At 45.2% G+C, this 26,018-nt stretch carries 25 protein-coding genes (1 of these 25 only partly in view); 8 read left to right on the top strand and 17 right to left on the bottom strand.

Translation table 11 applies throughout. The features are described 5' to 3' along the window. Positions 1–715 carry the 5' portion of a plasmid pRiA4b ORF-3 family protein gene (locus tag ACHZES_RS12580; RefSeq protein WP_395549098.1) on the bottom strand. 854 nt of this gene lie to the left of the window's left edge, so 715 of the gene's 1,569 nt are visible here — the first part of the coding sequence; its start codon is at positions 713–715; its stop codon lies beyond the left edge, outside the window. Between the two features lie 387 nt (positions 716–1,102). On the opposite strand from ACHZES_RS12580, the gene ACHZES_RS12585 reads away from it, so the two are divergent. The 5 genes from ACHZES_RS12585 (at position 1,103) to phoU (ending at position 5,416) form a co-directional block, all read left to right on the top strand. Further along, positions 1,103–2,023, top strand: a complete 921-nt coding sequence (locus ACHZES_RS12585; RefSeq protein ID WP_154527085.1) for a phosphate ABC transporter substrate-binding protein — start codon at positions 1,103–1,105, stop codon at positions 2,021–2,023. 97 nt (positions 2,024–2,120) lie between these two features. Further along, positions 2,121–3,059, top strand: coding sequence for a phosphate ABC transporter permease subunit PstC (pstC, locus tag ACHZES_RS12590; protein ID WP_038285151.1), 939 nt, complete (start codon positions 2,121–2,123; stop codon positions 3,057–3,059). Next, positions 3,049–3,957 (top strand): phosphate ABC transporter permease PstA, encoded by a 909-nt coding sequence (gene pstA / locus ACHZES_RS12595; protein WP_038285153.1) that lies wholly within the window; start codon positions 3,049–3,051, stop codon positions 3,955–3,957. The genes pstC and pstA overlap by 11 nt, the downstream gene beginning before the upstream one ends. After that, on the top strand, positions 3,954–4,718 hold the full coding sequence (gene pstB, locus ACHZES_RS12600) for a phosphate ABC transporter ATP-binding protein PstB (protein ID WP_025231091.1): 765 nt from the start codon (positions 3,954–3,956) through the stop codon (positions 4,716–4,718). The genes pstA and pstB overlap by 4 nt, the downstream gene beginning before the upstream one ends. 35 nt (positions 4,719–4,753) lie before the next feature. Beyond that, positions 4,754–5,416 carry a phosphate signaling complex protein PhoU gene (gene phoU, locus ACHZES_RS12605; protein ID WP_038285159.1) on the top strand — a complete coding sequence of 221 codons (663 nt, stop codon included), beginning with the start codon at positions 4,754–4,756 and terminating at the stop codon, positions 5,414–5,416. 188 nt (positions 5,417–5,604) lie between these two features. Here phoU and nagA read toward each other — a convergent pair whose 3' ends face one another. The 5 genes from nagA to ACHZES_RS12630 all read right to left on the bottom strand — a co-directional run bounded on the left by nagA (position 5,605) and on the right by ACHZES_RS12630 (position 12,458). Further along, positions 5,605–6,744, bottom strand: coding sequence for an N-acetylglucosamine-6-phosphate deacetylase (gene nagA / locus ACHZES_RS12610; protein WP_154527087.1), 1,140 nt, complete (start codon positions 6,742–6,744; stop codon positions 5,605–5,607). A gap of 170 nt (positions 6,745–6,914) precedes the next feature. After that, on the bottom strand, positions 6,915–9,179 hold the full coding sequence (locus tag ACHZES_RS12615; protein WP_154527089.1) for a sensor histidine kinase KdpD: 2,265 nt from the start codon (positions 9,177–9,179) through the stop codon (positions 6,915–6,917). After that, entirely contained in the window at positions 9,151–9,864 is a 714-nt protein-coding gene (locus tag ACHZES_RS12620; protein ID WP_038284221.1) for a response regulator transcription factor, read from the bottom strand. Before ACHZES_RS12620 ends, ACHZES_RS12615 begins: the two co-directional genes overlap by 29 nt. A gap of 293 nt (positions 9,865–10,157) precedes the next feature. Continuing rightward, positions 10,158–11,102 (bottom strand): 3'-5' exoribonuclease YhaM family protein, encoded by a 945-nt coding sequence (locus ACHZES_RS12625; RefSeq protein WP_395549100.1) that lies wholly within the window; start codon positions 11,100–11,102, stop codon positions 10,158–10,160. 48 nt (positions 11,103–11,150) lie between these two features. Continuing rightward, positions 11,151–12,458, bottom strand: coding sequence for a S1C family serine protease (locus ACHZES_RS12630; RefSeq protein WP_395549101.1), 1,308 nt, complete (start codon positions 12,456–12,458; stop codon positions 11,151–11,153). A gap of 259 nt (positions 12,459–12,717) precedes the next feature. Between ACHZES_RS12630 and ACHZES_RS12635 the strand changes: the two genes are divergently transcribed. Together ACHZES_RS12635 and ACHZES_RS12640 are read left to right on the top strand one after the other, a co-directional pair. Beyond that, positions 12,718–15,108 carry an endonuclease MutS2 gene (locus tag ACHZES_RS12635; protein WP_395549102.1) on the top strand — a complete coding sequence of 797 codons (2,391 nt, stop codon included), beginning with the start codon at positions 12,718–12,720 and terminating at the stop codon, positions 15,106–15,108. 90 nt (positions 15,109–15,198) lie between these two features. Further along, entirely contained in the window at positions 15,199–15,909 is a 711-nt protein-coding gene (locus ACHZES_RS12640; protein ID WP_038284218.1) for a response regulator transcription factor, read from the top strand. A gap of 8 nt (positions 15,910–15,917) precedes the next feature. On the opposite strand, the gene ACHZES_RS12645 is transcribed toward ACHZES_RS12640, so the two are convergent. After that, complete coding sequence (locus ACHZES_RS12645) at positions 15,918–16,091, bottom strand: hypothetical protein (protein ID WP_154527095.1); 174 nt, start codon at positions 16,089–16,091, stop codon at positions 15,918–15,920. Positions 16,092–16,377: 286 nt separating this feature from the next. Here ACHZES_RS12645 and ACHZES_RS12650 point away from each other — a divergent pair, with 286 nt between their 5' ends. Continuing rightward, the gene (locus ACHZES_RS12650) at positions 16,378–17,784 is read left to right on the top strand and encodes an ATP-binding protein (protein WP_395549104.1); all 1,407 of its coding nucleotides are present in this window, start codon (positions 16,378–16,380) and stop codon (positions 17,782–17,784) included. A gap of 90 nt (positions 17,785–17,874) precedes the next feature. Here the strand turns inward: ACHZES_RS12650 and ACHZES_RS12655 are convergent, their stop codons facing one another. From ACHZES_RS12655 to ACHZES_RS12700, 10 genes are all read right to left on the bottom strand, one after another. Next, positions 17,875–18,369, bottom strand: coding sequence for a tRNA (cytidine(34)-2'-O)-methyltransferase (locus ACHZES_RS12655; RefSeq protein ID WP_038284216.1), 495 nt, complete (start codon positions 18,367–18,369; stop codon positions 17,875–17,877). A gap of 5 nt (positions 18,370–18,374) precedes the next feature. Further along, positions 18,375–19,544 carry an aminotransferase class I/II-fold pyridoxal phosphate-dependent enzyme gene (locus ACHZES_RS12660; protein ID WP_038284215.1) on the bottom strand — a complete coding sequence of 390 codons (1,170 nt, stop codon included), beginning with the start codon at positions 19,542–19,544 and terminating at the stop codon, positions 18,375–18,377. Further along, on the bottom strand, positions 19,541–20,023 hold the full coding sequence (locus tag ACHZES_RS12665) for an Lrp/AsnC family transcriptional regulator (protein ID WP_038284214.1): 483 nt from the start codon (positions 20,021–20,023) through the stop codon (positions 19,541–19,543). The genes ACHZES_RS12660 and ACHZES_RS12665 overlap by 4 nt, the downstream gene beginning before the upstream one ends. 66 nt (positions 20,024–20,089) lie before the next feature. Beyond that, entirely contained in the window at positions 20,090–20,677 is a 588-nt protein-coding gene (locus tag ACHZES_RS12670; protein WP_395549105.1) for an AIR synthase-related protein, read from the bottom strand. An 18-nt stretch (positions 20,678–20,695) separates the two neighbouring features. Beyond that, a complete protein-coding gene (locus tag ACHZES_RS12675) occupies positions 20,696–22,186 on the bottom strand; it encodes a VanW family protein (RefSeq protein ID WP_395549106.1) in 1,491 nt (496 codons plus the stop codon). 56 nt (positions 22,187–22,242) lie between these two features. Next, on the bottom strand, positions 22,243–22,356 hold the full coding sequence (locus ACHZES_RS12680; protein ID WP_025231076.1) for a hypothetical protein: 114 nt from the start codon (positions 22,354–22,356) through the stop codon (positions 22,243–22,245). A 15-nt stretch (positions 22,357–22,371) separates the two neighbouring features. Beyond that, positions 22,372–23,079: a 3'-5' exonuclease gene (locus ACHZES_RS12685; RefSeq protein WP_353655278.1), complete on the bottom strand. Its 708-nt coding sequence runs from the start codon at positions 23,077–23,079 to the stop codon at positions 22,372–22,374. 1 nt (position 23,080) lies between these two features. Then, the gene (gene nth, locus ACHZES_RS12690) at positions 23,081–23,758 is read right to left on the bottom strand and encodes an endonuclease III (RefSeq protein WP_051835344.1); all 678 of its coding nucleotides are present in this window, start codon (positions 23,756–23,758) and stop codon (positions 23,081–23,083) included. Beyond that, positions 23,758–25,518 carry a B12-binding domain-containing radical SAM protein gene (locus ACHZES_RS12695; protein WP_395549107.1) on the bottom strand — a complete coding sequence of 587 codons (1,761 nt, stop codon included), beginning with the start codon at positions 25,516–25,518 and terminating at the stop codon, positions 23,758–23,760. Before ACHZES_RS12695 ends, nth begins: the two co-directional genes overlap by 1 nt. Position 25,519: 1 nt before the next feature. Next, complete coding sequence (locus tag ACHZES_RS12700; RefSeq protein WP_038284207.1) at positions 25,520–26,014, bottom strand: dCMP deaminase family protein; 495 nt, start codon at positions 26,012–26,014, stop codon at positions 25,520–25,522. Positions 26,015–26,018 lie beyond the last annotated feature (4 nt).

Below are 26,018 nucleotides of genomic sequence, written 5' to 3' on the forward strand. Positions count from 1 at the left end.
ACGCCAACTGCTCAAATAAATTTATTTCTGAATCACGAGCGCAAAGGAAATAGCGGCTCATTACTTTCTGGTCCAGAATATGAGCGAGTGTTCGTTCCACCAGCTCTTCTTTTTTAAATTTGGAAAGTCCATTCATACCATGTCTTTTTGCAATCTCAAGAATACTGCCTTTATCATAGCAATCATAAACTTCTGCTATATGAACTTCTTCCGATGAAGCATCAGAACTCTGGTCCAGACGTTTATTGACTGCAGACATGTCATATTCCTTCAGTTCTTTTGAACCTGACTCCAAAAGATCATAGTACCCGGCGATGCCTCCACAGTTTTCCGGGACACAATCTCCTTTGAATTTTACAACCTGTCCCCAGCTTTCCTTATAATCAGCCACCACATCTTCTACCTGGATGTTTAATTCCCAGTTTTTGTCAATGCCGTAGGTATATGTAAACTTGCTGGTACCGGATACCAGACTGTCAATGGTTTCATCACTTAAAAGGTATTGAAATTTCTGGGACCTATCCTCTGTTCCCGGAACTACCCGAACCCCTTCAGAACGGAATTCAAATTCATACAGGTGTTCATCGGACCAGCAGAATGCTGTCTGAATCATCTGGTGCAACTTTCCAAAGGTTATCCCTTGCGGTACCAGAACCCTTCTCCAAATCGGCGGCTTGCTGCCTTTGATCGTGACTTTCAGTTGATATGCTCCCATGAAAACGCCCTCCTGTCTCGTATCCTTTGTATCCGTTCTTAAATTACGGAATGTTATTTTTATTTCTACTATAAAATAAGCGCACGTTCCAATTTACCATATTTCCTCCCATTCTGTCCAGTCCATCCCGTGAATTTTTGCAAACAAAAGGCTGTTTTTTGTAATTATAACAGCTTTTTCTATGCCGGCTATCCTTCTTAACTAAAATATAGGAATTTCATTTTCCCATCCTGCAAATACTATTAATAGGAAATAAATAGATCTGAAAGGATTTACACAACCTTTACATTTTCTATACTAAAACATGATATCAGAAAAGTTTTACGGCTGATATACTCCATGATGTAAGCGAAAGCAATTTTAAAGAGAAAAGAGGAGAAAGTAAATATGAAAAAAAATTACATTAAGGTTCTTGCATTAGCTGGAATGGCTATTCTTACAATGGGTACTTTAGCTGGCTGCGGCAGCAAAAATGCTGAGACACAGGCTCCTGATACCAAAACCGAGGCTGGCACTACAAGTGGGACAACCGCTAACGAGACAACCGCAAAAGAAGATACTGCCTCTAATTTAAAGGGTTCTATCAGCATGGTTGGTTCTACCTCTATGGAGAAATTCGCAACCGCTTTAAGTGAAGTTTTTATGGAAAAATATCCGAGCGTTACCGTACAGGCCGAATTTGTAGGTTCTGGCGCAGGAATCGAAGCAGTTACCAATGGTTCTGCAGATATCGGTAACTCTTCCCGTAATTTAAAAGATGAAGAAAAAGCAAAAGGTGTTGCTGAAAATATCGTTGCAATCGATGGTATCGCCGTTGTCTCTGATCCGGCCAATACCGTTGATAATTTAACAAAAGACCAGTTGATCAACATCTACAACGGAACAACTACCAACTGGAAGGAATTAGGCGGAGCCGATCAGCCGATCGTTGTGATTGGACGTGAGGCAGGATCCGGTACAAGAACTGCTTTTGAAGAACTGTTAAAGCTGGAAGATGCATGCAAATACAGCAATGAGCTGGACAGCACCGGCGCAGTTATGGCAAAGGCCGCTTCCACTCCAGGCTCCATTGGCTATGTATCTCTGGACGTTCTTGATGATACCGTCAAGACCATGAAGCTGGAAAGCATAGAACCAACTCCGGAAAACATCAAGGCAGGTTCCTACTTCTTAAGCCGTCCATTCGTTATGGCTACCAAAGGAGAGATATCTGAGCAGAGTGATCTGGTGAAGGCATTGTTTGACTACATCTATTCAGATGAAGGAAAAGATTTAGTGAAAGCCGTTGGTTTAATCCCGGCAAACTAATTGAAAAGAAATTCTTCTTATACTGCATAACGATAATATTTACAGGGGACGCAGCCGGATGATTATGCTACGTCCCCGTTTTGAAAGGAGCTGTTATATGCGACCAAAATCTTATTCCATATTTGGTGGCCACGGAAGTAAATCAGGAGTCGAGCATGCTGCAGAAGTGATCTTTACTGTCTGTGGCTTCTTTGCCGTTTTGGCTGTGGCCTCTATCACTCTGTACATGATCATAAGCGGTACGCCGGCACTTTTTAAGGTGGGGATTCTGGATATTCTGTTCGGAACCATCTGGATGCCGGCAGCCGCTACACCAAGCTTTGGTATCCTCTATGTCATTCTGACCTCTATCATTGGAACTGCTCTGGCGATCCTGATCGGCGTTCCCATTGGCGTTATGACTGCCGTTTTCCTGGCTGAAGTTGCCCCTGAAAGATTAACCAACATCGTGCGCCCGGCAGTAGAGCTGTTAGCCGGTATTCCTTCCGTTATTTATGGGTTGCTTGGTATCTTGATTTTAAACCCATTAATGTATAAAATAGAGTTAAAAATATTTGCAGGATCCACCACTCACCAGTTTACCGGAGGTGCGAATCTGATCTCCGCTGTTTTAGTGCTGGCCTTAATGATTCTTCCTACGGTTATCAACATCAGTGAATCAGCGCTCCGTGCTGTTCCGCAGCACCTTAGGAGTGCCTCCCTGGCTCTTGGAGCTACAAAGATCCAGACGATTTTTAGTGCGGTCCTTCCGGCAGCAAAATCCGGTATCATTACCGCGATTGTCCTTGGAACAGGCCGGGCCATCGGTGAAGCAATGGCCATCAGTCTGGTGTCCGGAAGTTCGGTAAATATGCCTCTTCCCTTTAATTCGGTCCGTTTCCTTACTACTGCGATCGTATCAGAGATGTCTTATTCCGCCGGGCTCCACAAACAGGTGCTCTTTACCATAGGTCTTGTCCTATTTGCTTTTATCATGCTCATTAACATTACCCTTAACAACCTGTTAAAGAAAGGAGAGGAAAGCCATGACAAATGATATCGTTATTCCTGTTCAAAAAGAATCCGCAGTAACACATAGCATTTATAACCAGAAAAACCGGATCTCCGATTCTTTCTTAACGTTTCTTATTTACTTATGCGCTTCCATCTCTATTATGGTCCTGGTCGGAATCATGGGCTATGTGTTTGTTCGCGGCATTCCCGAAATAAGCCTGGAATTTCTGACCACTGTGCCAAGTACCATTAAAGGAACCTTTGGTATCGTCGGAAATATTGTTAACACCTTATATGTCGTTGTCATTACCCTGTTAATCGCCACTCCCTTAGGCGTTGGCGCAGCCATTTACTTAAACGAATATGCAAAGGGCGGAAAAGCGGTACGAATCATCGAATTCACCACAGAGACCCTGGCAGGTATCCCCTCCATTATCTTCGGACTTTTTGGTTATGTGTTTTTTGGAAACACCCTGGGCCTTGGCTATTCCATCCTCACCGGTGCATTAACCTTATCCATCATGGTTCTTCCCCTTATTACCAGAACCACTCAGGAAGCCTTAAAAACCGTTCCGGAAAGCTACCGTTCTGGTGCACTGGGCATCGGTGCAACCAAATGGTATATGATCCGGACCATTCTGCTTCCCAGCGCCATGCCAGGCATTGTAACCGGAATTATCCTGGCCATCGGCCGTATCGTGGGAGAGTCCGCTGCCCTTCTCTTTACGGCAGGAAGCGGTTACCTCCTTCCAAAGGACTTCTTCGGGAAGATATTTGAATCGGGCGGTACCCTGACGATTCAGTTGTACTTATGCATGCAAAAGGCCAAATACGGCCAGGCCTTCGGAATTGCCGTTGTCCTTCTGGTCATCGTACTGGCAATAAACGGACTTGCAAAATTTCTGTCTCATAAATTCAATACGGAGGTCAAAGAATCGTGAATACCAATACAGTAAAAATTTCAACCAACCATTTAAATCTATATTATGGAACGAATCACGCACTGAAGGATGTAAGCCTAAATCTCTTCACAAATAAAATTACTGCCTTTATCGGCCCATCCGGCTGCGGAAAATCTACCTACTTAAAAACATTAAACCGAATGAATGACCTGGTTCCAAGCGTAAAAATAGAAGGAGAGGTTCTTTTAGATGAAGAAAACATCTATGATCCCCGAGTCGACACCACTCTTTTACGAAAAAAAATCGGTATGGTATTTCAGCAGCCAAACCCGTTTCCAATGAGCATCTATGACAATGTAGCCTACGGCCCAAGAATCCATGGTATAAAGAATAAATCCGAGCTTGACGATATAGTGGAAAGAAGCTTAAAAGGAGCAGCTCTCTGGGATGAGGTATCTGACCGTTTAAAAAAATCAGCCCTCGGCCTATCCGGCGGCCAGCAACAGCGTCTTTGTATCGCCCGCGCCCTGGCAGTTGAGCCGGAAGTACTGCTTATGGATGAGCCCACCTCAGCCTTAGACCCTATCTCAACCCTGAAAATCGAAGACCTGATGGATGAGCTGAAAGAAAAGTACACAGTTGCAATCGTTACCCACAACATGCAACAGGCAACCCGAATCGCAGATAATACTGCCTTTTTCCTTGTAGGAGAGGTGGTGGAATACGCTCCCACAACCGAGCTTTTCACTGCCCCTAAGGACAAAAGAACCGAAGACTATATCACAGGACGCTTCGGCTGATCCATTTTATATAGAACAATAAAGGAGAAAAAGCAATGACAACAAGAGTTAATTATGAGCATGAGTTAAGCCTTTTAAACCATGACATAAAAGAAATGGGGCGAATGGTCGAAACCTCCATTGAACAGTGCTTTGTGGCATTTGAAGACCAGGATTTTGAAAAAGCAGAGGATATCATAAAAGGAGACCGTACCATCAACGACCTAGAGCGTTCCATCGAGGCCCGCTGCCTCTCCATCATCTTACGCCAGCAGCCTGTTGCAGGCGATCTAAGAGTGGTTTCCAGCGCTTTAAAAGTGGTTACGGACTTAGAGCGTATCGGCGATCACGCTTCCGACATCGCTGAACTCATCCTGCGCATAAAAGGAGAACACGTTTACCACGTAGTCCGCCATATCCCTTCCATGGCCACCGCCGCCCGTGAAATGGTCCGCTGCTCCATCGAAGCTTTTATCAATCAGGATTTAGAGACTGCAAAGCAGATTGAAAAGCAGGATGATGTGGTTGATGAATTATTCGATAAGGTGAAGAATGATGTGGTTGATTTGTTAAAGCATTCCAACGAGCATATCGATCAGTGCATTGATTTGTTAATGGTAGCAAAATATTTAGAGCGAATTGGGGATCATGCAGTAAATGTTTGTGAATGGACAGAGTTTTCAAAAACCGGAGCATTGAAGAATGTACGGATATTGTAAAGCTACGAGCAGTGCGTCCTCAAAAATGAAAGAGCCCATAAGAATGCCAGCATTCTTATGGGCTCTTTTGATTTTGAGGACATACGGCGACAGCCGTCAAGCGAGAAGTAGCGAAGCGGATTCGAGCTTGAGCACTGCGGACTAACGGGCAGCACAATCAAACTCAATCTTTTACTATCTCACTTCTCCTACAACATCGCCCCACCTCTACAATAAGTCTGAACCACATCATAATCATCTCTAAGAACTACAAAATCCGCATCATACCCAGCAACCAGTCTGCCCTTCCTATCATCAACACCCAAACACTTAGCTGGATTAATCGTACAAGAATTCAAAGCCGAATCAAAAGGCACCATAGCCTCTTCCACCAAAATCTTCAGCCCCTTATTCGCCTTCAGCGTACTACCCGAAATCGTATCCGTCCCCTTCAGATAAGCAAGGCCATTCTCCCTAATCTCAATGCTATGCCCACCCAGCTGAAAATCCATTCCAGCGGCGCAATGCTTTGGACAAAGAGAATCCGTAATCATAATCGCATGGTCCCTGCCCTTAATCGCATAATAATTATTAAGCGCAGCCAGATGAGAATGGCACCCATCACAAATGATCTCGCCATAAATATCCCTCACCCTGAACGCAGCTCCAACCAGCCCAGGATCCCTATGATGATAAGGTGTCATGCCATTATACACATGAGTCATAGAGGTAGCCCCATTGGCAATCCCCATAAGCGCCTGCTCATAAGTCGCAGACGAGTGTCCCATACTTACCACCACACCAGTATCCTTACAATATCTCGTTAAATCAAAATTAACATCATGCTCCGGCGCAAGCGTAATATATTTAATCAACCCCTTAGCCGATTCCTGATACTCTTTAAACTGTTCAATAGATGCAGTCGCGATTGCCTCCGGAGGCTGGGCCCCCTTATACTTCATATCCAGATAAGGCCCTTCAAAATGGATTCCAAGAATCTCAGCCCCTTCATATCCGCCTTCCACCACAGCTGCCACATTAGCAACCGCCTTTGTCAGCACATCCGGCATCTGGGTCACAGTAGTCGGAAGGATGGAAGTCACTCCCTCTTCAGGTATCCGTCTCATCCATTCCCGCAATCCTTCCGGTTCCCCATCGTTGGTATCATAACCATAAGCTCCATGGGTATGAATATCAATAAATCCCGGAACAATCCTATCATCCCCGTAATCCTGATCAGCCGCCATCTCACCATATTCAAGGACTGCCTTAATCTTTTCACCTTCCACTTGAAGCTGTGCCGGGATGAACTGTCCAGCAATCCAGACCCGTCTGCTCTGTATTATCATAACCGTAACCTCTCTTTCCTAATTTTCTCCCCAGCTTACAAACGGAAAGAAATATCAAAAGTTATTTCTCATTTAAAACTCATCCGCCAGTAACTGGTACGTTTACCTATAGTATAAACAGTTCTTTCCCCGTTTTCAAGAAGTTTAGGAATAGTTTCCTCATGCAGCAATTAATCCTGAGAAATCGGCCACCGTATAATCACCCGGAACAAATCAGCCTCCACTTCTATTTGAAGCCTGCCGTTTTGCAGCTCCACAAAGCTTTTTGCAATCGCCATTCCAAGGCCGGAACCTTCCGTGTTCCGTGCCTGGTCCCCTCTGACAAACCTTTCCGTTATTTCATCCGGATTAAAGGTAAGCTCTGCAGCCGAAACATTCTTCAAAGTAGTGACCACATAACCCCCTTCCTTCTTCATATCAATATACGCCCTGGTATGAGGCATTGCATATTTAATAATATTCGTCAATAAATTGTCAAATATCCGATAAGTCTTCTGGCTGTCCAGAGGTAGAACGATTTTTTCATCTGGCAGATTCCATCTGAAATCAATGGTACTTTCCTCAATTTTATCACTTAGCTCCAGGCTGACTTCCTTTAACAGGCTGACAATATCCACATCCTCCAGATTCAGCGTCACGTTATTACTATTCGCCTTACTGATTTCAAACAAGTCCTCTATGAGCGCCTTCAAACGCATCGACTTCTGTTCCAGAATATCAATATAAGCCTTCCTCTGTTCCGGTGTCGTCTTATCATCCCTCAAGAGACTTACATAAGTAATAATAGCCGTTAAAGGAGTTTTTAAATCATGTGACATATTACTGATCAAATCGGTCTTAAGCTTCTGGCTTTTCACCTCTTCGCCGACAGCAACCTTGAACCCGCTTTGTATCTTCTGTATTTCCTTCTTAAATGGCTCAAACACACTTAAATCCTCTTCTATGGCAACCTCTAAATTACCCTCTGCAATCTGGTTTGTAGCCCTTAAAAGAATCTGGTATTTGTCACTTAAATCCCTGTAGTACTTTCTCATTACAATAAACAAAATAATAGAATAAAGAATCAAAGCACCGATTCCGAAAAACCATAGACTGCAAAGGACAGACAGAATAATAAAATTCACTCCAACAATGCGGAAAATGGTCCGGTCTGACCGTTCCTGCAGGTTGATATTCCCCACAAAATTATAAACCTTACGGCAAAGATTTCTCATCCATTGCCAAAACCAGCCGCATAAAGTCCGTTCATGAAAGTAACGTTTCATGCCAATATGAATAACGTCACGCACACATAATACGGCCCAGTAGACAATAGCGAACGGAATGGACCACCACATCAGGTTCCAGAGCTTTATCATAATTCCCGCCACCAGCGGCAGAAAATTGGCTCGCATAAGAGCATCATACAAGTCTCCACGGTTTGTTACTGCCACAAGATTGGTAAGGCCTGTGCCAAAAAATACACCGCCACAGATGACTCCCCCAACGATTTCAAAAGGCGTTCGTAATATCCGGCTGTACTCCGGGAGGTCAGGATCAAAACAGGAGAGCAAAAAGGCTGCAATCGCTACGGCACAGACCAGACCAAAGAATATCCGGGAAACGCTGCCTGAGTAATTATAGGCGCTCCAGACCGTTTCTCTCTCATCTTCATATGCAGCAATCTGCTGGGGTCTCATTCCATAAGCAAAGGTAACATTTCTTGGATTTTTCAGCTTTAAATCCGTCTCATAACGATACTGTTCCCAATAGTGATCACTCATGGGGTCCTTATCCCCTAACGTCCCCAGGGTATTCATAAGTTTGACCGTATTGTCTCCGCTTACTGCCCCAGCCTGCATACGCCCAAGATCATCATAACGAAGCTCTGCCTTAAACGTATATTCATCGCTTCCACCAATGGAGCGGCCTCCCGCATGATCAGCCAAAACTTTGCCATTGCCATCAAGGATCTGATAATCCAGGTAATTTCTTATGCCATTAAAATTCCGGTTCCAGGATTCATATTGTCTGACACAGTTTTGACGCAGCTCCTTTAAATAATCAATGCGCTCCTCCTGGTCAGGCAATCCATTGGATTCATCCCCAGAAGTGGTAATGGTATCCACTCCTTCCATGGCAACCGGCTCTCCTTCCGAGGCTGCAGTCCGGCTGTTCACACCATTCTTTAATTCCTCCTCTGCCAGAGGGAAATAGAACTGAAAGGGAGATATGACGCTGCCCTGTTCATACTGGGCCTGTTCCAGATAAAGTACATAATTGCCCAGCACAAGATGCTTAAGAAACGCATCCTGCCCATAAACAGGCTCCTCGTATCTGGCTGATTCATTTTCAAAAAATGGATAAAGCCCCACCATGACAGATGCTGCCGACAAAATTACGATTAATGCCAGAAATATGCTGATTCTATGCCTGTTTCTCAATTTTATATCCAACGCCCCACACCACCTTTAAATATTTCGGTTCCTTCGGGTTGATCTCGATCTTTTCCCTGATTTTCCTTACATGAACCATGATCGTATCTGTGTTAATGGCCCGTTCATTCCAGACCCGCTCATAAATCTCTTCTGCAGAGAACACTCTTCCCGGGTTTTTCATAAGAAGAGCCAGTATCTTAAATTCAATGGGAGTCAGCTTCGCCGGTTTTTCGTCAACAGTCACTTCCACCGTGTCCTCATTCAGCTCCAGACCTCCAATGGAATAAACATTGCTTTTCTCCCTCTGCTCCTTTGCCTCCAGCATATCCATATATTTTTTATAGCGCCTTAACTGGGAATTCACCCTTGCTAACAGTTCCATGGGGGTAAACGGCTTTGCAACATAATCATCGGCGCCGATATTAAGCCCCATGATCTTATCCACTTCCTCAGACTTTGCCGACAGGATGATTACAGGGAAATCATGGGTCTCTCTTAATTTTACTGTCATCGTAATGCCATCCATTCGAGGCATCATCACATCCACAATAGCCAGATGAATCTCTTCCCTCTCCAAAATCTTAAGACCTTCCACACCATCTGCCGCCTGGAATACCTCGTATCCCTGGCTCCTTAAATATATCTCAATTCCTTCTCTGATCTCTTTATCATCTTCTACCAATAAGATATGGTTTGCTTCCATGTTCTCTCTCCTTTCACCTTACTGTCCATTCTTTCCGGACATAGAGGTATGCCTATATAACCCTAAAGGGTGTTACCTGATAATTAATAGGACCTGCCGCCCGCAGCATCCCAATTTATGATACCACATTTTCTATCATTTTACTTTAATTAAAGGATACGAAAGCAATCTTAAATGGAGGGGCACAGAAAACGAAAGAAATTCTAAAATTTCATTCCCCTTCATTAACAAATCATTTCCACATAAAAAAAAGGCCATCAGGATTTAAAAAATCACTGATGCACCTTTCTGTTTTATTCAGATGTCTTCCGTAAATTGCTTTCCATCAACCGGTTAAATCCCAGCCAGCCGTTATTGTCTCCAGCGCCCTTTAATACCTCGATCATGGTCTCCATCTTCGCATCCGTGTTATCTGCAAAATTCAATGCCAGCGCCTCGATCAAAGCCGGTTTTTTGGGAGAACCGTATTCCAGCTCCCCATGATGAGCCAAAATGCAGTGCTTAAGCTCGGAAGCCGTCTTTTCCGGAAAACCTGCAATTGACCGGATCCTCTCTCCCACCATTTCTGTTCCAATGATGATGTGGCCCAAAAGCTGTCCATCATCCGTATAGTCGTTTTCCGGGAATGTGGAAAGTTCCCTGGTTTTTCCGATATCATGAAACATCGCTGCAGTTAAGAGCAAATCCCGGTTAATGAACGGATAGTAGCCGGCGTAATAATCACACAGCTTTACAACGCTTAAGGTATGCTCTAAAAGTCCGCCCACAAAACCGTGGTGAACACTTTTTGCCGCAGAGTGGAACTGAAATGCCTTGGCAAAAGCGGCATCCTCCACAAAAAAGCTTTCTGAGAGCTTTCTTAAATAAGGATTCTTAACCGACCGGATAAAGCCCAGAAACTCCTCATACATAAGTCCGATATCCTTAGAAGAAACCGGAAGATAATCACCGGGAACGTATTCTCCCTCATCCGCTTTCCTGATCCGCTTAATATTCAACTGGTTGGAATTCTGGAAAACGGTAACATCTGCATCTATGTATACATAATCCAGAGTTTCAAAATTTCCGATTCCCGGAGATCCCAGATCCCAGATCTTGGCATCCACAGTCCCGGTCTTGTCCTGAAGAATCAGGTTTCCATATTCTTTTCCCGATTTCGTAAGGGCGATCTGTTTATTTTTGCATAAATACACATCTGATACATGAATTCCCTCACGGAATGATTCTACATACCTCATTGTTTTCCTCCACATTCTTAACCCCAGGCAACACGGAAGCCAGGAAGATTACCTGGCTCCAATGGTTACCTGATACTGTATCTCTTTATATTCTTCCCTTCCATTGCGGGAAACACTCACAGGAATTACATCTCCTGGATTGGAATTTTCGAGCACTGACTGAAAGTCCTTCATAGTAACAATGGTTTCCTTTCCCATGGTCCTTATAATATCGCCGCACTGGATCCCGGCGCTATAGGCAGGGCTGTCTGCATTTACATCAACCACATATACCCCAAGAGGCATACCGTTGCTGTTCATGACAGCACTTACTTCCTGTCCTTTGATCCCAAAGTATGGATATGCCACCCCATTACTCATTTTTCCCAAAATGCTCTTATAATCGGATATGGCCATAGCTGCTGTCATATCCTTATTGCTGTCATTCTTATGTTCATCCGTTACCCAGCCGATGATCTGCCCCGACGTATTCATAAGGAACGTGCCGGTCCCGGCATTTCCCTTCACATCGGAATACAGGATGCGTGTCATGCCATCGGTAATTTGTACATTTTTCGTTATATACGATATAAATCCGTATCCAGTGGAATGGACCATGCCGGCAGGGCCGCCAATGGCCAAAACCAGATCCCCCTGCTTCACGGAATAGGAATTTCCAAGCTCGATAGCCTTAATCTCCTCTAACAAAGCCCTTCCAAGATCGGCCGTAGAAACGCTTACAATGGCCATTCCGGAAAGCTTATCGGTCTGCTTGATGGTTCCCTGGACTTCCGTTCCGTCGGAAAATGCCACACGAATCGCCTCCGCATCCTCCACCGCTCCATCCGGTGTCAGCACCAGGAGCTCCTGATTTGCAGAAGCAATCACCACTCCGGAGAAAAGACTGGAGTTTTCCACAGGATTATTAAACCAGTCTGTCTGGGTTTTTACGGAATGGACCGTTACGATCCCCTTGTCCGCTTTTTGGACCAGAGTTCTAAGGCTTCCATAAAGAGTATTTAAATCATCCACTGAAAATGGATATTTCTCCATAGCAGATTTTAAAATATCCTCAATCGGTTCTGTCTCAGCTACAGACCCGGTCTCAGCCTCGGAAGGCACAGTTTCAGGATCATCCTTTGGTATGGTCACAGGAATACTTTCACTGGTGGACCCTTTTGTAAAAAATCGTTCAGCTACAGGTCGGGATACGGCAAATGTCACAGCTGCAATAATTCCGAAAATAACCGCAGTTGCAAAAAGGCCCAAGGCCCTTTTTAACATATCCCTTTTTGACATGGGCTGTCTCACTATCTTTTCATTGATAAACCGACGGGGCTCCGTCTTTCTATCATCTGGCCCGTTATTTTCCGGCATACTTACCCTCCTTTGCAGAAGACCTAAATACTATTATAAGGTTGTTCGCCCTTTAATGCAAGAAAAACCTACATGAATAGAGACTTCATCCGGTAACCTTAGGAATAATTTCCAGAAATCCAGAAACATTATAATTATCCCCGTGGCATGAAAAACAACCTGAGGATTGCAGTTTTTGTCCCATATATGCTATACTGTAACAGATACCATCATCACCGAACCACAATGCAGAGAAAGCAGAATAAACAAGGAATATTATATGAATCAGAAAGCATTAAAAACTTTAGAATATCATAAAATCATCGCACAGCTTGCGGAATACGCTTCCAGCGATTCAGGTAAGGCACTGTGCCGGAATCTCGTCCCATCAACGGACTACCATGAGATCGTTAGGTCCCAGAGCGAGACGACCGATGCCGCCACAAGAGTTCGCCAGAAAGGCGGTATCTCTTTTGGGGGCGTGAAAGACATCCGGCCATCGATTAAGCGCCTGGATGTAGGAAGCTCCCTGGGAATTGTGGAGATTCTTTCCATCAGCTCCCTTCTTACTGCCTCAGCCCGGGCAAAAGCCTATGGACGCCATGAGGACTCTGAGCTGCCGGACGACTCACTGGAGGAGTTTTTCCGGATGTTAGAACCCTTAACCCCGGTCAATACAGAGATCAAACGCTGCATCATCTCCGAAGAGGAAGTCAGCGATGACGCCAGCCCAGGACTTCATCATGTAAGGCGCTCCATGCGTTCTATTAATGATAAGATCCATACCCAGTTAAACTCCATATTAAACTCCAACCGGACCTATCTTCAGGATGCGGTAATCACCATGAGAGATGGACGTTACTGTCTCCCGGTGAAATCTGAGCATAAATCTCAGGTATCAGGCATGGTTCACGACCAGTCCTCCACCGGTTCCACTCTTTTTATCGAACCGATGGCCATCGTGAAGCTTAATAATGACTTAAGGGCCCTGGAAATTCAGGAACAGAAAGAAATCGAAATGATCCTTGCTGATTTAAGCAACCAGCTGGCTCCCTATCTTGAGGAGTTGGAAACAAATTTTGAAATTCTGACCAAACTGGATTTTATTTTTGCAAAAGCAGCCTTATCCAAATATTACAATGCAAGCGAACCGGAATTTAACACAAAAAGGATCATAAACATTAAGGATGGCCGCCATCCCCTGCTTGATCCGGCCAAAGTAGTCCCCATCAGTATCCATCTGGGCCGGGACTTTGATCTGTTAATCGTAACCGGACCAAATACCGGAGGTAAAACAGTTTCCTTAAAGACAGTGGGCTTATTTACACTTATGGGACAGTCCGGCCTTCATATACCGGCATTTGACGGTTCCCAGTTAGCTGTATTTGATGAAGTGTTCGCAGATATCGGAGATGAACAGAGCATTGAGCAGAGCTTAAGTACCTTTTCCGCCCATATGACCAACATTGTTAATATCCTGGGCCAGGCAGACAGCAATTCTCTCTGCTTATTTGACGAGCTTGGGGCTGGAACCGATCCAACGGAAGGAGCGGCCCTTGCCATCTCCATCCTGTCATTTCTCCATAATATGAAATGCCGCACCATGGCTACCACTCATTACAGTGAGCTAAAGGTGTTCGCCCTCACAACCCCAGGTGTGGAAAATGCCTGCTGTGAGTTTAACGTAGAGACACTCCGGCCAACCTACCGCCTTCTAATCGGCGTGCCGGGTAAGAGCAACGCTTTTGCCATTTCCAAAAAGCTGGGGCTTCCGGATTATATCATTGAGGATGCGAAGACCCACCTGGAAGCAGAGGATGAAACCTTTGAAGACCTTTTGACCCATCTGGAAGAAAACCGTGTCACCATTGAAAAGGAACGGATTCAGGTCGCCTCTTATAAGCTTGAGGTAGAACAGTTAAAAGCCCGTCTGACCCAAAAGGAAGAACGGCTTGATGAACGCCGGGATCAGATGATAAGGGCGGCTAAAGAGGAAGCTCAGAAGATCCTCCGGGATGCCAAGGATACGGCAGATCAGACCATACGGAATATTAACAAGCTGGCCGCAGACTCCGGCGTGAGTAAGGAGCTGGAAGAACAGCGGACCAAGTTAAGAAGCAAGCTTCAGGCTGTGGATTCTTCCCTGTCCCTAAAAAATGAGAAAAAACAGCCCGGAAAACAGATCGATCCCAAAAAGCTGAAGCTGGGAGACGGAGTAAAAGTCTTAAGCATGAACTTAAACGGAACTGTCAGTTCTCTTCCAAATGCAAAAGGCGATCTGTATGTGCAGATGGGAATTCTCCGTTCCTTGGTCAATCTTTCGGATTTAGAGTTACTCCATGAGGAGTCTGTTTCCACACCCGCCACCGGCGGTTCCAGGAAAACAGGAAGCGGAAGCAGTTCCACGCGTATGTCCAAATCCTTTACTATCTCTCCGGAGATAAACTTAATCGGAATGACTACGGATGAAGCCATTCCCCAGCTGGACAAATATTTAGACGATGCCTATCTGGCCCACCTTCCCCAGGTGCGTGTGGTACATGGCCGGGGGACGGGAGCCTTAAAAAATGCGGTGCACAAGCACTTAAAGAAGTTAAAGTATGTGAAGGAATTCCGGCTTGGCGCCTTTGGAGAAGGAGATTCCGGCGTAACCATTGTTTCATTCAAATAAAGTATTTCGTGGGCAGCCGTCAAATGGATATGCGGGCATATTCTCCTTGCCCGCTGCCTTTGCATGAATCATTTGAGAAAGGGGGCCATTATGGCAGAAAAACAGCGAATATTGATCGTAGACGATGACAGCAACATCGCAGAATTAATTTCCCTATATTTGTTAAAAGAATGCTATGAAACAGAAATCGTAGGCGACGGAGAGGAGGCACTGCGGGTATTCCCGGAGTTCCGTCCCCACTTGGTGCTTTTAGACCTGATGCTTCCCGGAATGGACGGCTACCAGGTATGCCGGGAGATGCGTTCCTCCTCTCAGGTTCCCATCATCATGCTGTCCGCCAAAGGAGAGGTCTTTGATAAAGTTCTGGGTCTGGAACTGGGTGCTGACGACTATATGATCAAACCCTTTGATTCCAAGGAACTTGTGGCCCGTGTAAAGGCCGTATTAAGGCGTTACCAAACGACCCCTGTTCCCGCCGCTCTTCATACGGACCACCAGGGAGATTATGTAGAATATCCGGACCTTATTGTCAATCTGACAAATTATTCCGTTATCTATATGGGGCATTCCATCGAGATGCCGCCCAAGGAGCTGGAGCTTCTTTATTTTCTGGCCTCCTCACCAAACCAGGTGTTTACAAGAGAACAGCTTTTAGACCACATCTGGGGATACGAATACATCGGTGATACCAGAACAGTAGATGTCCACATCAAACGGCTCCGGGAAAAGATCAAGGATCACGCAGGCTGGGCTCTGACAACGGTTTGGGGAATCGGCTATAAATTCGAGGTAAAAAGATAAAAGGACAGCTACTCGCTGTCCTTTTCCTCGTAAACGTCTCTGTTTTCTTTATATCTCAGTGTGTTCGGTCCCAGAAAATGCCCTGTTCCCCAGTGGTTGTTGAAAGTATTGACTTCCTCTGATGCATCTTCTTCATATTCCTGATAATCCTGGTAATCCTGATAATCCTTGTTTTTCTTCATGTTTTTCACCTCTGTGATAGTATGGACGATTCGTTGTAAAATTAATCAATCACAATCATAGATATATGAGAGCAATTACAAAAATCACATCTAGGAAAATAAGAAGTGACTTAATTCCCGAAAAGATGTATACTAAATTTAATTACGTCTTATGATATCAATCAGTTCGGATTCCTGGATGTAAAAATTAATAAGATGGAGTAGTATTATGAAACAGTCAAATAATAGTCAAATAATCGAATACGGCATCCATATGGAATGCTATGGTTTTGAGGTGAAACACTAGATGACACATTCTCTCTATTATAAATTCGTCCTGGGCTATCTGCTGTTCGGTTTCCTGGGATTTGCTACCATTGCCACCTTTTCTTCTGAAATCACGGACCAATATCTCCTCGGCCGCCGTTCCGAAGCACTGTATGACGAAGCCAATCAGATCGCTTCCTCCTACAGCGGCATGTACCAAGGCAAGGACATGAAGCTGACCTCTTCTTATCCGGAATTGGTTAAGGAAGGCAATTATCTTCATGCACAGATATGGATCGTAGACCGGCAAGGCAAGGTGGTATCCGATAGTGCACAGTCCGATAAGCAGGGACAGGTTATTGAAAACTTTGACCCTACCTCAATGGGCAACAAGTCCTACACCATCGGCGATTACTATCATCAATTCTCCTATGATGTCTTAAGCGTCCATGCGCCCATTACAGGGAACTATAACACTTATGGCTATGTGGTGATCCACCTGCCCCTATCCTATTTGAAATTAGAGAGGGACGGGATCTTAAACATCGTCTATGTCACATCAGCAGTAGTGTTTGGCCTTTCATTAATTATCCTCCTGGTTTTTACTAAGAATGTTTATTTTCCTCTTAAAAAAATTACGGCGGGAGCAAACGAATACGCCCAGGGGAACTTAGCCCACCACATTGAGGTGAATACAAGAGATGAAATGGGCTATCTGGCCGCTACGCTTAACTATATGTCCGCCGAACTTGGGCAGATGGAGGAATATCAGAAAACCTTTATCGCCAACGTTTCCCACGACTTCCGTTCTCCATTAACCTCCATTAAGGGGTACCTGGAAGCCATCCTTGACGGAACCATACCACCGGAGATGCATGAGAAATATTTGACCAGGGTTATTTCAGAAACTGACCGTTTAAACAAGCTGACCCAGGGGCTGCTGACACTTAATTCCCTGGACTGCAAGGGGTATTTAAACCGCACAAGCTTTGATATCAACCGAGTGATCAAGGATACCGCTGCATCCTTTGAAGGAACATGCAGTGATAAAAACATCACCTTTGATTTAACCTTTTCAGAAAGCATTCAGATGGTTTATGCGGACCTTGGAAAGATACAGCAAGTGCTCTATAATCTGATAGACAATGCCATAAAATTCAGCCATGCGGATTCCACCATCTTCATACAAGCTTCCGTAAAGTATGAGAAGATCTTTGTGTCCATTAAGGATACGGGAATCGGAATCCCAAAGGAAAGTTTAAAAAAGATTTGGGATAGGTTTTATAAATCAGACTTATCCAGGGGAAAGGATAAAAAAGGCACCGGACTTGGTCTTGCCATTGTCAGGGAAATCATCCAGTCCCACGGAGAAAACATTGATGTGGTCAGCACAGAAGGGGTCGGGTCAGAGTTCATCTTCAGCCTGCCTAAGGCTGGCACTCCATAGCATAAACAAACTTCCCAAAGGGGTAAACATAGAAATACCGGTACAGTTTTTTCTTCCAGACAAACCTGGAAAATACTGTACCGGTATTTTTTATTCATTCCACTGAAGGTGATGAAGCTCTCCCTTCATAGTCATACGTTCAAATCCATGCTGCCTCAATGCCTCATACAACACAATAGAAACAGAATTTGATAAATTTAAAGACCTGATATCTCCCCACATCGGGATCCTGACACACCGGTCCTGATTCTCCAAAAGGATCTCTTCCGGAATTCCGGCGCTTTCCTTTCCAAACATGAGAAAGCAGTCCGGTTCATACTCCACATCGGAATAGACATGAAGCCCCTTTGTGGTAGCCATGTAGATCTTTGCTCCAGGGTTCCTGTCCAGAAAATCCTGATAATCACTGTATACCGTTACATCAAGCTTGTCCCAGTAATCCAGCCCGGCCCGTTTAATCAGTTTATCATTCAGTTTATATCCCAGAGGCTCGATCAGGTGCAGCTTCGTTCCCGTAGCCACACAGGTTCGGCCAATATTTCCGGTGTTGGCCGGCATCTCCGGTTCCAATAATACAATATTCATTCCCTTTACGCCTTTCCATCCAGTTTCTTGATAAATCGGTCCATACGGCTTAAGGCCTCCTTAAGATTCTTCAGAGAGTATGCATAGGAAATACGAAGATATCCTTCTCCACAGTCTCCAAAGGCCGTACCCGGTACCACCGCCACCTTTTCTTCCCGAAGGAGCCTGGTGGCAAATTCATCAGAGGTCATTCCAAACCGTTTGATCGATGGGAAGGTATAAAATGCACCATGAGGTTCAAAGCACTCCAATCCCATTTCTTTAAACGCATGGATCAGATAACGGCGTCTCTGGTCATAAGATTCCCTCATCACCTGAACATCTTTATCTCCATCACGCAGGGCCGCCACGGCAGCATATTGGCTGGTAGTCGGCGCGCACATAATGGCAAACTGATGGATCTTTAACATCTGTTCCAGAATCACTCTCGGAGCCGCAGCATAGCCAAGGCGCCATCCTGTCATGGCATAGGACTTTGAAAAGCCGTTGATGAGCACGGTTCGGTCCTTCATACCGGGAAATGCAGCAATGGTAGTATGGTCGCTTCCGTAGGTAAGCTCCGCATAAATCTCATCTGAAATCACAAACAGATCTTTCTCTATGACGATTTTAGCGATCTCCTCCAGCTCCTCCGCCTTCATAACCGCTCCCGTCGGGTTATTGGGAAATGGAAGCACCAGTACTTTAGTCTTTGGAGTGATCTTCTCTAACAGCTTTTCACTTGTCAGTTTAAACTGATCCTTTGCTTCCAGATCAATGATGACCGGAACACCATTTGCCAGAATGGTGCAGGGAACGTAGGAAACGTAGCTGGGCTGGGGGATCAAAACTTCATCCCCGGGGTCTAACATGGCACGGAGGGCAATATCAATGGCTTCACTGCCACCCACCGTCACCATAACTTCGTGGTCCGGATCATATGTAACCTCGAAGCGCCGGCTTAAGTAGCTGCATATTTCCACCTTTAATTCTTTTAGACCAGCATTAGAGGTATAAAACGTACGGCCCTTTTCCAAGGAGTAGATCCCCTCCTCGCGGATATGCCAGGGCGTGTCAAAATCAGGTTCCCCTACTCCCAGGGAAATGGCATCCTTCATTTCACTTACAATATCAAAAAACTTCCGGATTCCCGAAGGCTGGATCTCTACAATTCGATCTGATAATGGATTTCTCACGGCGTAATCAACATCCTTTCATCGGTTGTCCCTTCAGCAAGAACGGTTCCATGATCTTTGTATTTCTTTAAGACAAAATGGGTCGCCGTGCTTAGTACCGATTCCATGGGAGACAGTTTTTCTGATACAAACTGTGCTACCTGCCTCATGGTCTTTCCTTCTATGAAAACCGTAAAGTCAAAAGCGCCGGACATGAGATAAACAGCATTTACCTCACTGTACTGATAAATGCGCTCCGCAATCTTGTCAAAACCCATGCCTCTCTGAGGAGTAACCTTAACCTCAATCAGAGCCATAACCTTTTCTTCGCTGGTATTATCCCAGTTAATCAGGGTGTGATAGCCGCATATGATATGCTCTTTTTCCATATCGGCGATTTCATTGGCAATGGCGGCCTCATTTTCCCCTAAAAGAATCGCCAGGTCCTTTAAATCGATCCTGCTGTTTTTTTCAATAATTGCCAATATTTTTTCTCTCATATCCTGCCTCCTGATTTTATTATTGTCCACGCTTTTGGGACATAGGGGTATGCCCTCAGGTTAATCCTAATTGTTATCCGCACCTTTTGGACATAAAACCTTATAAAGTTCATCCTCTGAGGGCCGGTCAAGATAGCCGACGCTTTCCCCGTGGTCAATGATCCGTTTGATGCCTCCCGTTACTTTCCCGATCACCGCTGCATGGATTCCCTGCTCTTTTAAAGCATGTACCAGATCCCCTCCGTTATCAGCCGAAAAAAGCAGGCAGCCTGTCGAGAAAAGGCGGTACGGGTTTAAATCGTACCGCTCACAAATTTCAATGGTTTCCTGTTTTACCGGAATCTCAAGAAGGGAAAACCGGATTCCCGTCATATAAGCGCCGGATAAGTCCCAAAGAGCCTTTAAAATTCCGCCCTCACCTGCCGGTTCACATTCGGATGCACCGAATTCTTTCCACTTTTCCAAATCTCCTTCCAGTTCCATGTTCCCGGAATCCAAAATCCGGTCTACATAGTCTCTGGAAAACCATTGATACAATTCTTCTCTTTTATTTTTTACGGTTTCCACCGTACCGGACAGCCCGGCATATCCTGCAACAACAAGATCTTGCCCGGGCCTCACGGTTCCGGTGTTCTCCCTTTCAATCCGTCTCATATACTTACCTGCCTGCGCTTACGATCCTGCCTCTAATGAGGCATCTTCCGGCACCTGGGGTCCTTCCTGTACTGCGTTACCGGTATCCGCCGGAACTGTCTCAGGCGGTATTACAACCGGAGGCGTTTCCACTGGAATCCCGGGAGTTTCAGCCGGCACAGCAACCGCAGGAGCAGCTGGCCCGACCTTTATGATGGCCTTTGATGGATTATAGGTATCCGTATGGAGGATCTCCCGGCTCTGTTCAACGCCGTCCACATATACAACTTTCCACAGCCTGGACTTCATACCCTTATGTGCAGATTGGACCTGGCTTTTGCTTCCAGGAGGCAAGGTTGGATCCACGATCTCCTTTGGAGCACCCGGATCCGTTACACTCAAGGTCTCTGAAACAAAATCAAAGGTTCTGTTTGCAGGTCTGGTTTCTTTCCCATAGATGGTAAAGGTAAGGGTCTTTCCGGAAGTATAGCCCTCAACATAAATGGGCGTGCTGTAATTGTTGGTAAATTTAATGTCCTTATACGTACCGGCTATGGCTGCATCTTCAGAGGGTTTCACATAGCCAACTATCATGGAGTGGTTCTGCCTCTGGGCAACTTCCAGCTCTGCCCTCAGTACGGCGTTGTAAAGGGTGGTGGCAATCTGGCAGACTCCTCCGCCAATGCTGTCTACAACCTGGCCATTCTCATAGGCAGAGGCCGTTGCATAGCCATTTTCTACGGTAAACGGATGCATACACTCATAACCAGACAAAGTTTCCCCTGGCATCAGCACGTGACCGTTGATCTTGCCTGCGCCTACCTGGAGATTCTTGGATCTGGAAGCACCACTGGAAGAGAAGCTGGTGGAAAAGGTTCCTAGCACATCTTTTATGGTTATCAGATCATCCGTGGTAATTGCAGGTTTTACCTCTAAGACCACTGCGGTGGCTGTTACCGGTTCCTTCAGCCCATTGGCAAGAGCCGCATCCAGGGCCTGCTTTGTAGCCGCCACATCTACGGTTTTACCAATGGCCGAGGGAGTTACGATAAATTCCCCCTTACCACGGACTATGGTCGCATTCTTTGGCTCCATTACTGCCTGTGCACATTTATCTGCCACAAATGCAGCCACACTTCCATCATCAAGAGCCGTTTCCAGAGGGATGATCACATGGTTTTGTTCAATATCCTTCTTATTCAGATACCGTTTGATTAAGTTGCCTCCCTGCCAGGAAGATGCGGCCTGGGACACGGCTTCCGGATTACTCCAGTGAAAGCCCAGATTTTTTGCTTGGGTTTCCACCGGCTGTCCGTCAACAATCAACGTTATTTTCTGGTTTTCCATTTCATTTACCAGACCCTGTATCTTCTGGCTGGCCTCTTCTTCTGTCATACCTCCCAGATTATATTCTCCCACATATATCCCATCCGGAAGAGTATCAGCCATGGCATACGCGGGAGAAAGAAGCCCAATTCCCGCTGCTATTACGATCGCTGCCAGGCTCATGGACAAAGTTTTCTTTTTCATAATCATTCCTCATGCTCTGCTGTGCCTGTACGCTGCCAATACACCTCCTGATTCGCTTATAGAAACTGAAGCATCATAGGAAGCACCATGGCAGCAATCAGTAAAATTACTACAAGGATCAAAACTACTGATAAAAATTTTCTGTTGTTTTTATTGTTAAAGTTAATCATATCGTATCACCTCTCTTATATTCTTCCATACTGTGCTATGATTTTATCCGTGATTCTTGATATTTCATTTCTGGATAAATGTTCTGTTTGCACAGATAAAACTATTTTATGATATTTTAATAAATCCTGCAAGTGTTCTTTTTGCCTTTTTGAGGCCGGCTGCTCTTTTTTTACCTTATAAATCAAAGCCTGAGCGTCAAAAGCTTCCGGCGATTCTTTCCCATACCGTGCTGCCAATTCCTGATACAGTTCATGAGCTGCTTTTGCATCTGCAAGTGCCCGGTGGCTTGAGGTTTGAACGATCCCATAATATCCGCAGGCTGCTGTTAAATTTTTTTTCTCTTCCAGAGGCATAAATCTTCTTGCAAGCTTAAGCGTGTCGATTCCCTGACGCTCAAATTCATAGCCATCATTGATTGCTGCGCGCTTTAAAAAACTGTAATCAAATATTACGTGATGTCCCAGAATCGGCAAATCTCCTGCAAAATCCAAAAATCCGCTGATCACCTCTCCGATTCCACGGGAAGCTTCTAACTGGCGGTCAGTAATGCCGGTGAGCATACCCACTTGGGGTCCCAATTTCCTGTAAGGATTAACAAAGGTTTCATAGCTTTCTGTAACCTGCCCCTCTATAACCCTCACCGCTCCTATTTCAATGATCTTATCCTGCTTTGGGTCAAGACCGGTAGTTTCCAAATCTACGGCAATATAGGATGATACCACATTAATCCTCCCTCTTCTGACTTGGTTCCAGTCCGGCGCTGGGACAAAGCTTTTCCAAAAAGCACTGGCTGCACTTAGGGTTTCTTGCAACACAAATGGATCTGCCTAAAGTAATGATCTGGATATTCCATAAAATCCAGTGTTCCTTTGGAAGTACCTTCATCAGTTCATACTCAATTTTCTCCGGGTCCTCTTCCTTTGCAAAGCCCAGCTTTCTGGAGATCCGCTTTACGTGGGTATCCACTACAATGCTTGGCTCATGGTAGATGTTTCCCCGGATAACATTGGCTGTTTTACGCCCAACTCCTGCAAGAGAGGTCAGTTCCTCCATGGTCCGCGGAACCTCACCTCCGAATTTTTCCACCAGGTCCTGACAGCATGATATGATGTTTTTCGCCTTCATATGATAAAAGCCAAGAGAATGGATATCCTTCTCCAATTCCTTTAAATCCGCCTGTGCAAACTTCTTTGGGGAATCATATTTCCTGAATAAGTCCGGTGTCACCATGTTCACCCTGGCATCGGTGCACTGGGCGCTTAGAATGACCGCTATTAATAGCTGCCATGGATTTTCGTGGTTTAAATAGCATACATATGACGTTCCATATTCCCGGTCGAGGGCCTCAAGCACCTTTAATACCCTGGCCTGACGTTCTGCTTTTGTCTCTCTCTTTGCCATCATTTCCTCCATACACCGATTTCATAAGCCGCTGCATTATGAGACAGGGCATCCCGTTTCTTATAATCAAAAAGAACCGCTCTTCCGTCCCGGAATACCTCCACATGAGCCATCTTTATAAGCTGTCTGGCCTCATAACCTTCGTATCCTTCCTTCAAATACCGGAAAGCCGCCGCCTCTTCCTCAAAAAATGCCCTTACCCGGTCCTTATAAGGCTCCTGGTCTGCTGCAAAGACAGGCCGGCTCTTTAAATTTTCCCTCAGGTAAAGATCATACACCAGAAGATCCCGGTACAGGGAACGCTTTTCCGGTACCCGGCTGTAAATAAACTCTTCCAATACCTCATACCGGGCCATACGGCTATGACTGATTCTTAAGTACCCCTGTTTATCATAATATTCGGCTAATGCCTCAAACATATCAAAAGGTGTTTCAAACTCCTTATGAAGTTTATCTAAGGTCGTCCGGAATTGCCCGCTGTTACCGTAAACCTCCAGCATTTCCTCCAAAGCCTTCAGCTTTAAAATCCCGCCGTAGTCAATCCATCTGGTTGACAGCACCTCGTAGGGTGCCTTCTCCTTAAACTTTACCCCGTATTCTCCTGTCTTTTCCCACAGATAAGAACCTTTTAACACCTTTAAGAATCCAAGCTGAAGCTGCTCCGGCTTCATCTCATATACCTCATTAAAGGAATTGCGAAAGCTTTGGTAATCTTCTCCCGGCAGTCCGGCAATCAGGTCCAGATGCTGATGGATATTTCCAAAGCTGTTAATTTTGGCAACCCTTTCTTTTAAACGCTCCAAATCCATGGTCCTGCGGATTTCCTTAATGGTTGACCGGTTGGTGCTCTGGACTCCGATTTCAAGCTGAATAAGTCCCGGTCTCATATGGGACATAAGTTCCAGCTCCTCCTCGTTTAAAAGATCTGCGGAAATCTCAAAATGAAAATTGGTTACTCCGTTATCATGTTCTATGATATGGCGCCAGATCTCCATGGTATGCTTTCTGCTGCAGTTAAAGGTCCGATCCACAAATTTCACCTGGGGAACCCGGTTTTCAAGGAACACATCAAGCTCCTTTATAACCAGGGAGCTATCGCGAAGCCTCACAGACTTATCCAGAGAAGAGAGGCAGTAGCTGCAGGAAAAAGGACAGCCACGGCTGCTTTCATAATAAATAATACGATTCTCAAAATCCTCCAGGTTCTTATAGAAGAATGGAATCGAATTCATGTCCACCGCTGTCTTTCGCGGATTCAATACCACATTTCCTTCCTCGTCTCTTACAGCGGTACCGTCTATGGCCTGAAAGGAAGAACTCCTGCCATTTAAATTCCCCCTGTTATGTTCCAGATAGCACCGCACCACTTCAGAAAAGGTTTCCTCTCCTTCTCCCATCATGACACCATAAACAGACGGTTCCCGGTGAAGGATTTCAGGGGCGTCATAAGACACCTCGGGACCTCCCAGCCAGATCTCCGCATGAGGGAGAACTTTCGGAAGGTCCCGGATCAACTCTAATACATAAGAAAAGTTCCAGATGTAACAGGAAAACCCAATAACATCCGGTTTCCTTAAGAAAATATCTTTTAGGATCTCATCTGGCTGATTGTTAATGGTGTATTCCTGGGTTTCAATCTGAAATCTTCCATCCTCCAGTTCCGGTTCTCTTACATGGGCTTTCGCATAGGCCTTTAAACTGTAAATAGCGGGATTGGAATGGATATATTTGGCGTTAAGCGCCACCAGCAAAAATTTCATCTTAAACCTCGATCTCTATCTTTCTTCCGGTTGGCTGATACTGGTAATACCGAACCCCTGCCGCATTGAGCATCCGTTTGGAAGCATTGACTGCAGGAGTACCGTCATACTTGTCCGAACCGTATACGATGGTTTTAATACCTGCCTGTATAATAGCCTTCGCACATTCATTGCAGGGGAACAAGGTAACATAAAGTTTGCTGCCTTCCAGGCTTCCCCCTCTGTAGTTAAGGATAGCATTTAATTCACTGTGAGTGGAATAGAAATATTTGGCATTGTAAGGATCCACCTGCTCATCTTCCTTGTCCCACGGAAATTCATCATCCGAACAGCCCATGGGAAAGCCATTGTAACCCATGGATAAAATCTTATTATCCTGGCTTACGATACAGGCTCCCACCTGGGTGCTGGGATCCTTAGAACGCCTTGCGGAAAGAGCCGCTACTCCCATAAAATATTCATCCCATGTAATATAATCTTCTCTTTTTCCCGCCATTTGT

This window comes from Lacrimispora sanguinis (assembly GCF_044987295.1).
Lineage (GTDB): Bacteria > Bacillota > Clostridia > Lachnospirales > Lachnospiraceae > Lacrimispora > Lacrimispora celerecrescens_B.

Coding starts and splice junctions, on each gene's coding strand:
- ACHZES_RS12585 (WP_154527085.1), top strand. CDS start 1,103: ATGAAAAAAAATTACATTAAGGTTCTTGCATTAGCTGGAATGGCTATT.
- pstC (WP_038285151.1), top strand. CDS start 2,121: ATGCGACCAAAATCTTATTCCATATTTGGTGGCCACGGAAGTAAATCA.
- pstA (WP_038285153.1), top strand. CDS start 3,049: ATGACAAATGATATCGTTATTCCTGTTCAAAAAGAATCCGCAGTAACA.
- phoU (WP_038285159.1), top strand. CDS start 4,754: ATGACAACAAGAGTTAATTATGAGCATGAGTTAAGCCTTTTAAACCAT.
- nagA (WP_154527087.1), bottom strand. CDS start 6,744: ATGATAATACAGAGCAGACGGGTCTGGATTGCTGGACAGTTCATCCCG.
- ACHZES_RS12620 (WP_038284221.1), bottom strand. CDS start 9,864: ATGGAAGCAAACCATATCTTATTGGTAGAAGATGATAAAGAGATCAGA.
- ACHZES_RS12625 (WP_395549100.1), bottom strand. CDS start 11,102: ATGAGGTATGTAGAATCATTCCGTGAGGGAATTCATGTATCAGATGTG.
- ACHZES_RS12630 (WP_395549101.1), bottom strand. CDS start 12,458: ATGCCGGAAAATAACGGGCCAGATGATAGAAAGACGGAGCCCCGTCGG.
- ACHZES_RS12635 (WP_395549102.1), top strand. CDS start 12,718: ATGAATCAGAAAGCATTAAAAACTTTAGAATATCATAAAATCATCGCA.
- ACHZES_RS12640 (WP_038284218.1), top strand. CDS start 15,199: ATGGCAGAAAAACAGCGAATATTGATCGTAGACGATGACAGCAACATC.
- ACHZES_RS12645 (WP_154527095.1), bottom strand. CDS start 16,091: ATGAAGAAAAACAAGGATTATCAGGATTACCAGGATTATCAGGAATAT.
- ACHZES_RS12650 (WP_395549104.1), top strand. CDS start 16,378: ATGACACATTCTCTCTATTATAAATTCGTCCTGGGCTATCTGCTGTTC.
- ACHZES_RS12655 (WP_038284216.1), bottom strand. CDS start 18,369: ATGAATATTGTATTATTGGAACCGGAGATGCCGGCCAACACCGGAAAT.
- ACHZES_RS12665 (WP_038284214.1), bottom strand. CDS start 20,023: ATGAGAGAAAAAATATTGGCAATTATTGAAAAAAACAGCAGGATCGAT.
- ACHZES_RS12670 (WP_395549105.1), bottom strand. CDS start 20,677: ATGAGACGGATTGAAAGGGAGAACACCGGAACCGTGAGGCCCGGGCAA.
- ACHZES_RS12675 (WP_395549106.1), bottom strand. CDS start 22,186: ATGAAAAAGAAAACTTTGTCCATGAGCCTGGCAGCGATCGTAATAGCA.
- ACHZES_RS12680 (WP_025231076.1), bottom strand. CDS start 22,356: ATGATTAACTTTAACAATAAAAACAACAGAAAATTTTTATCAGTAGTT.
- nth (WP_051835344.1), bottom strand. CDS start 23,758: ATGGCAAAGAGAGAGACAAAAGCAGAACGTCAGGCCAGGGTATTAAAG.
- ACHZES_RS12695 (WP_395549107.1), bottom strand. CDS start 25,518: ATGAAATTTTTGCTGGTGGCGCTTAACGCCAAATATATCCATTCCAAT.
- ACHZES_RS12700 (WP_038284207.1), bottom strand. CDS start 26,014: ATGGCGGGAAAAAGAGAAGATTATATTACATGGGATGAATATTTTATG.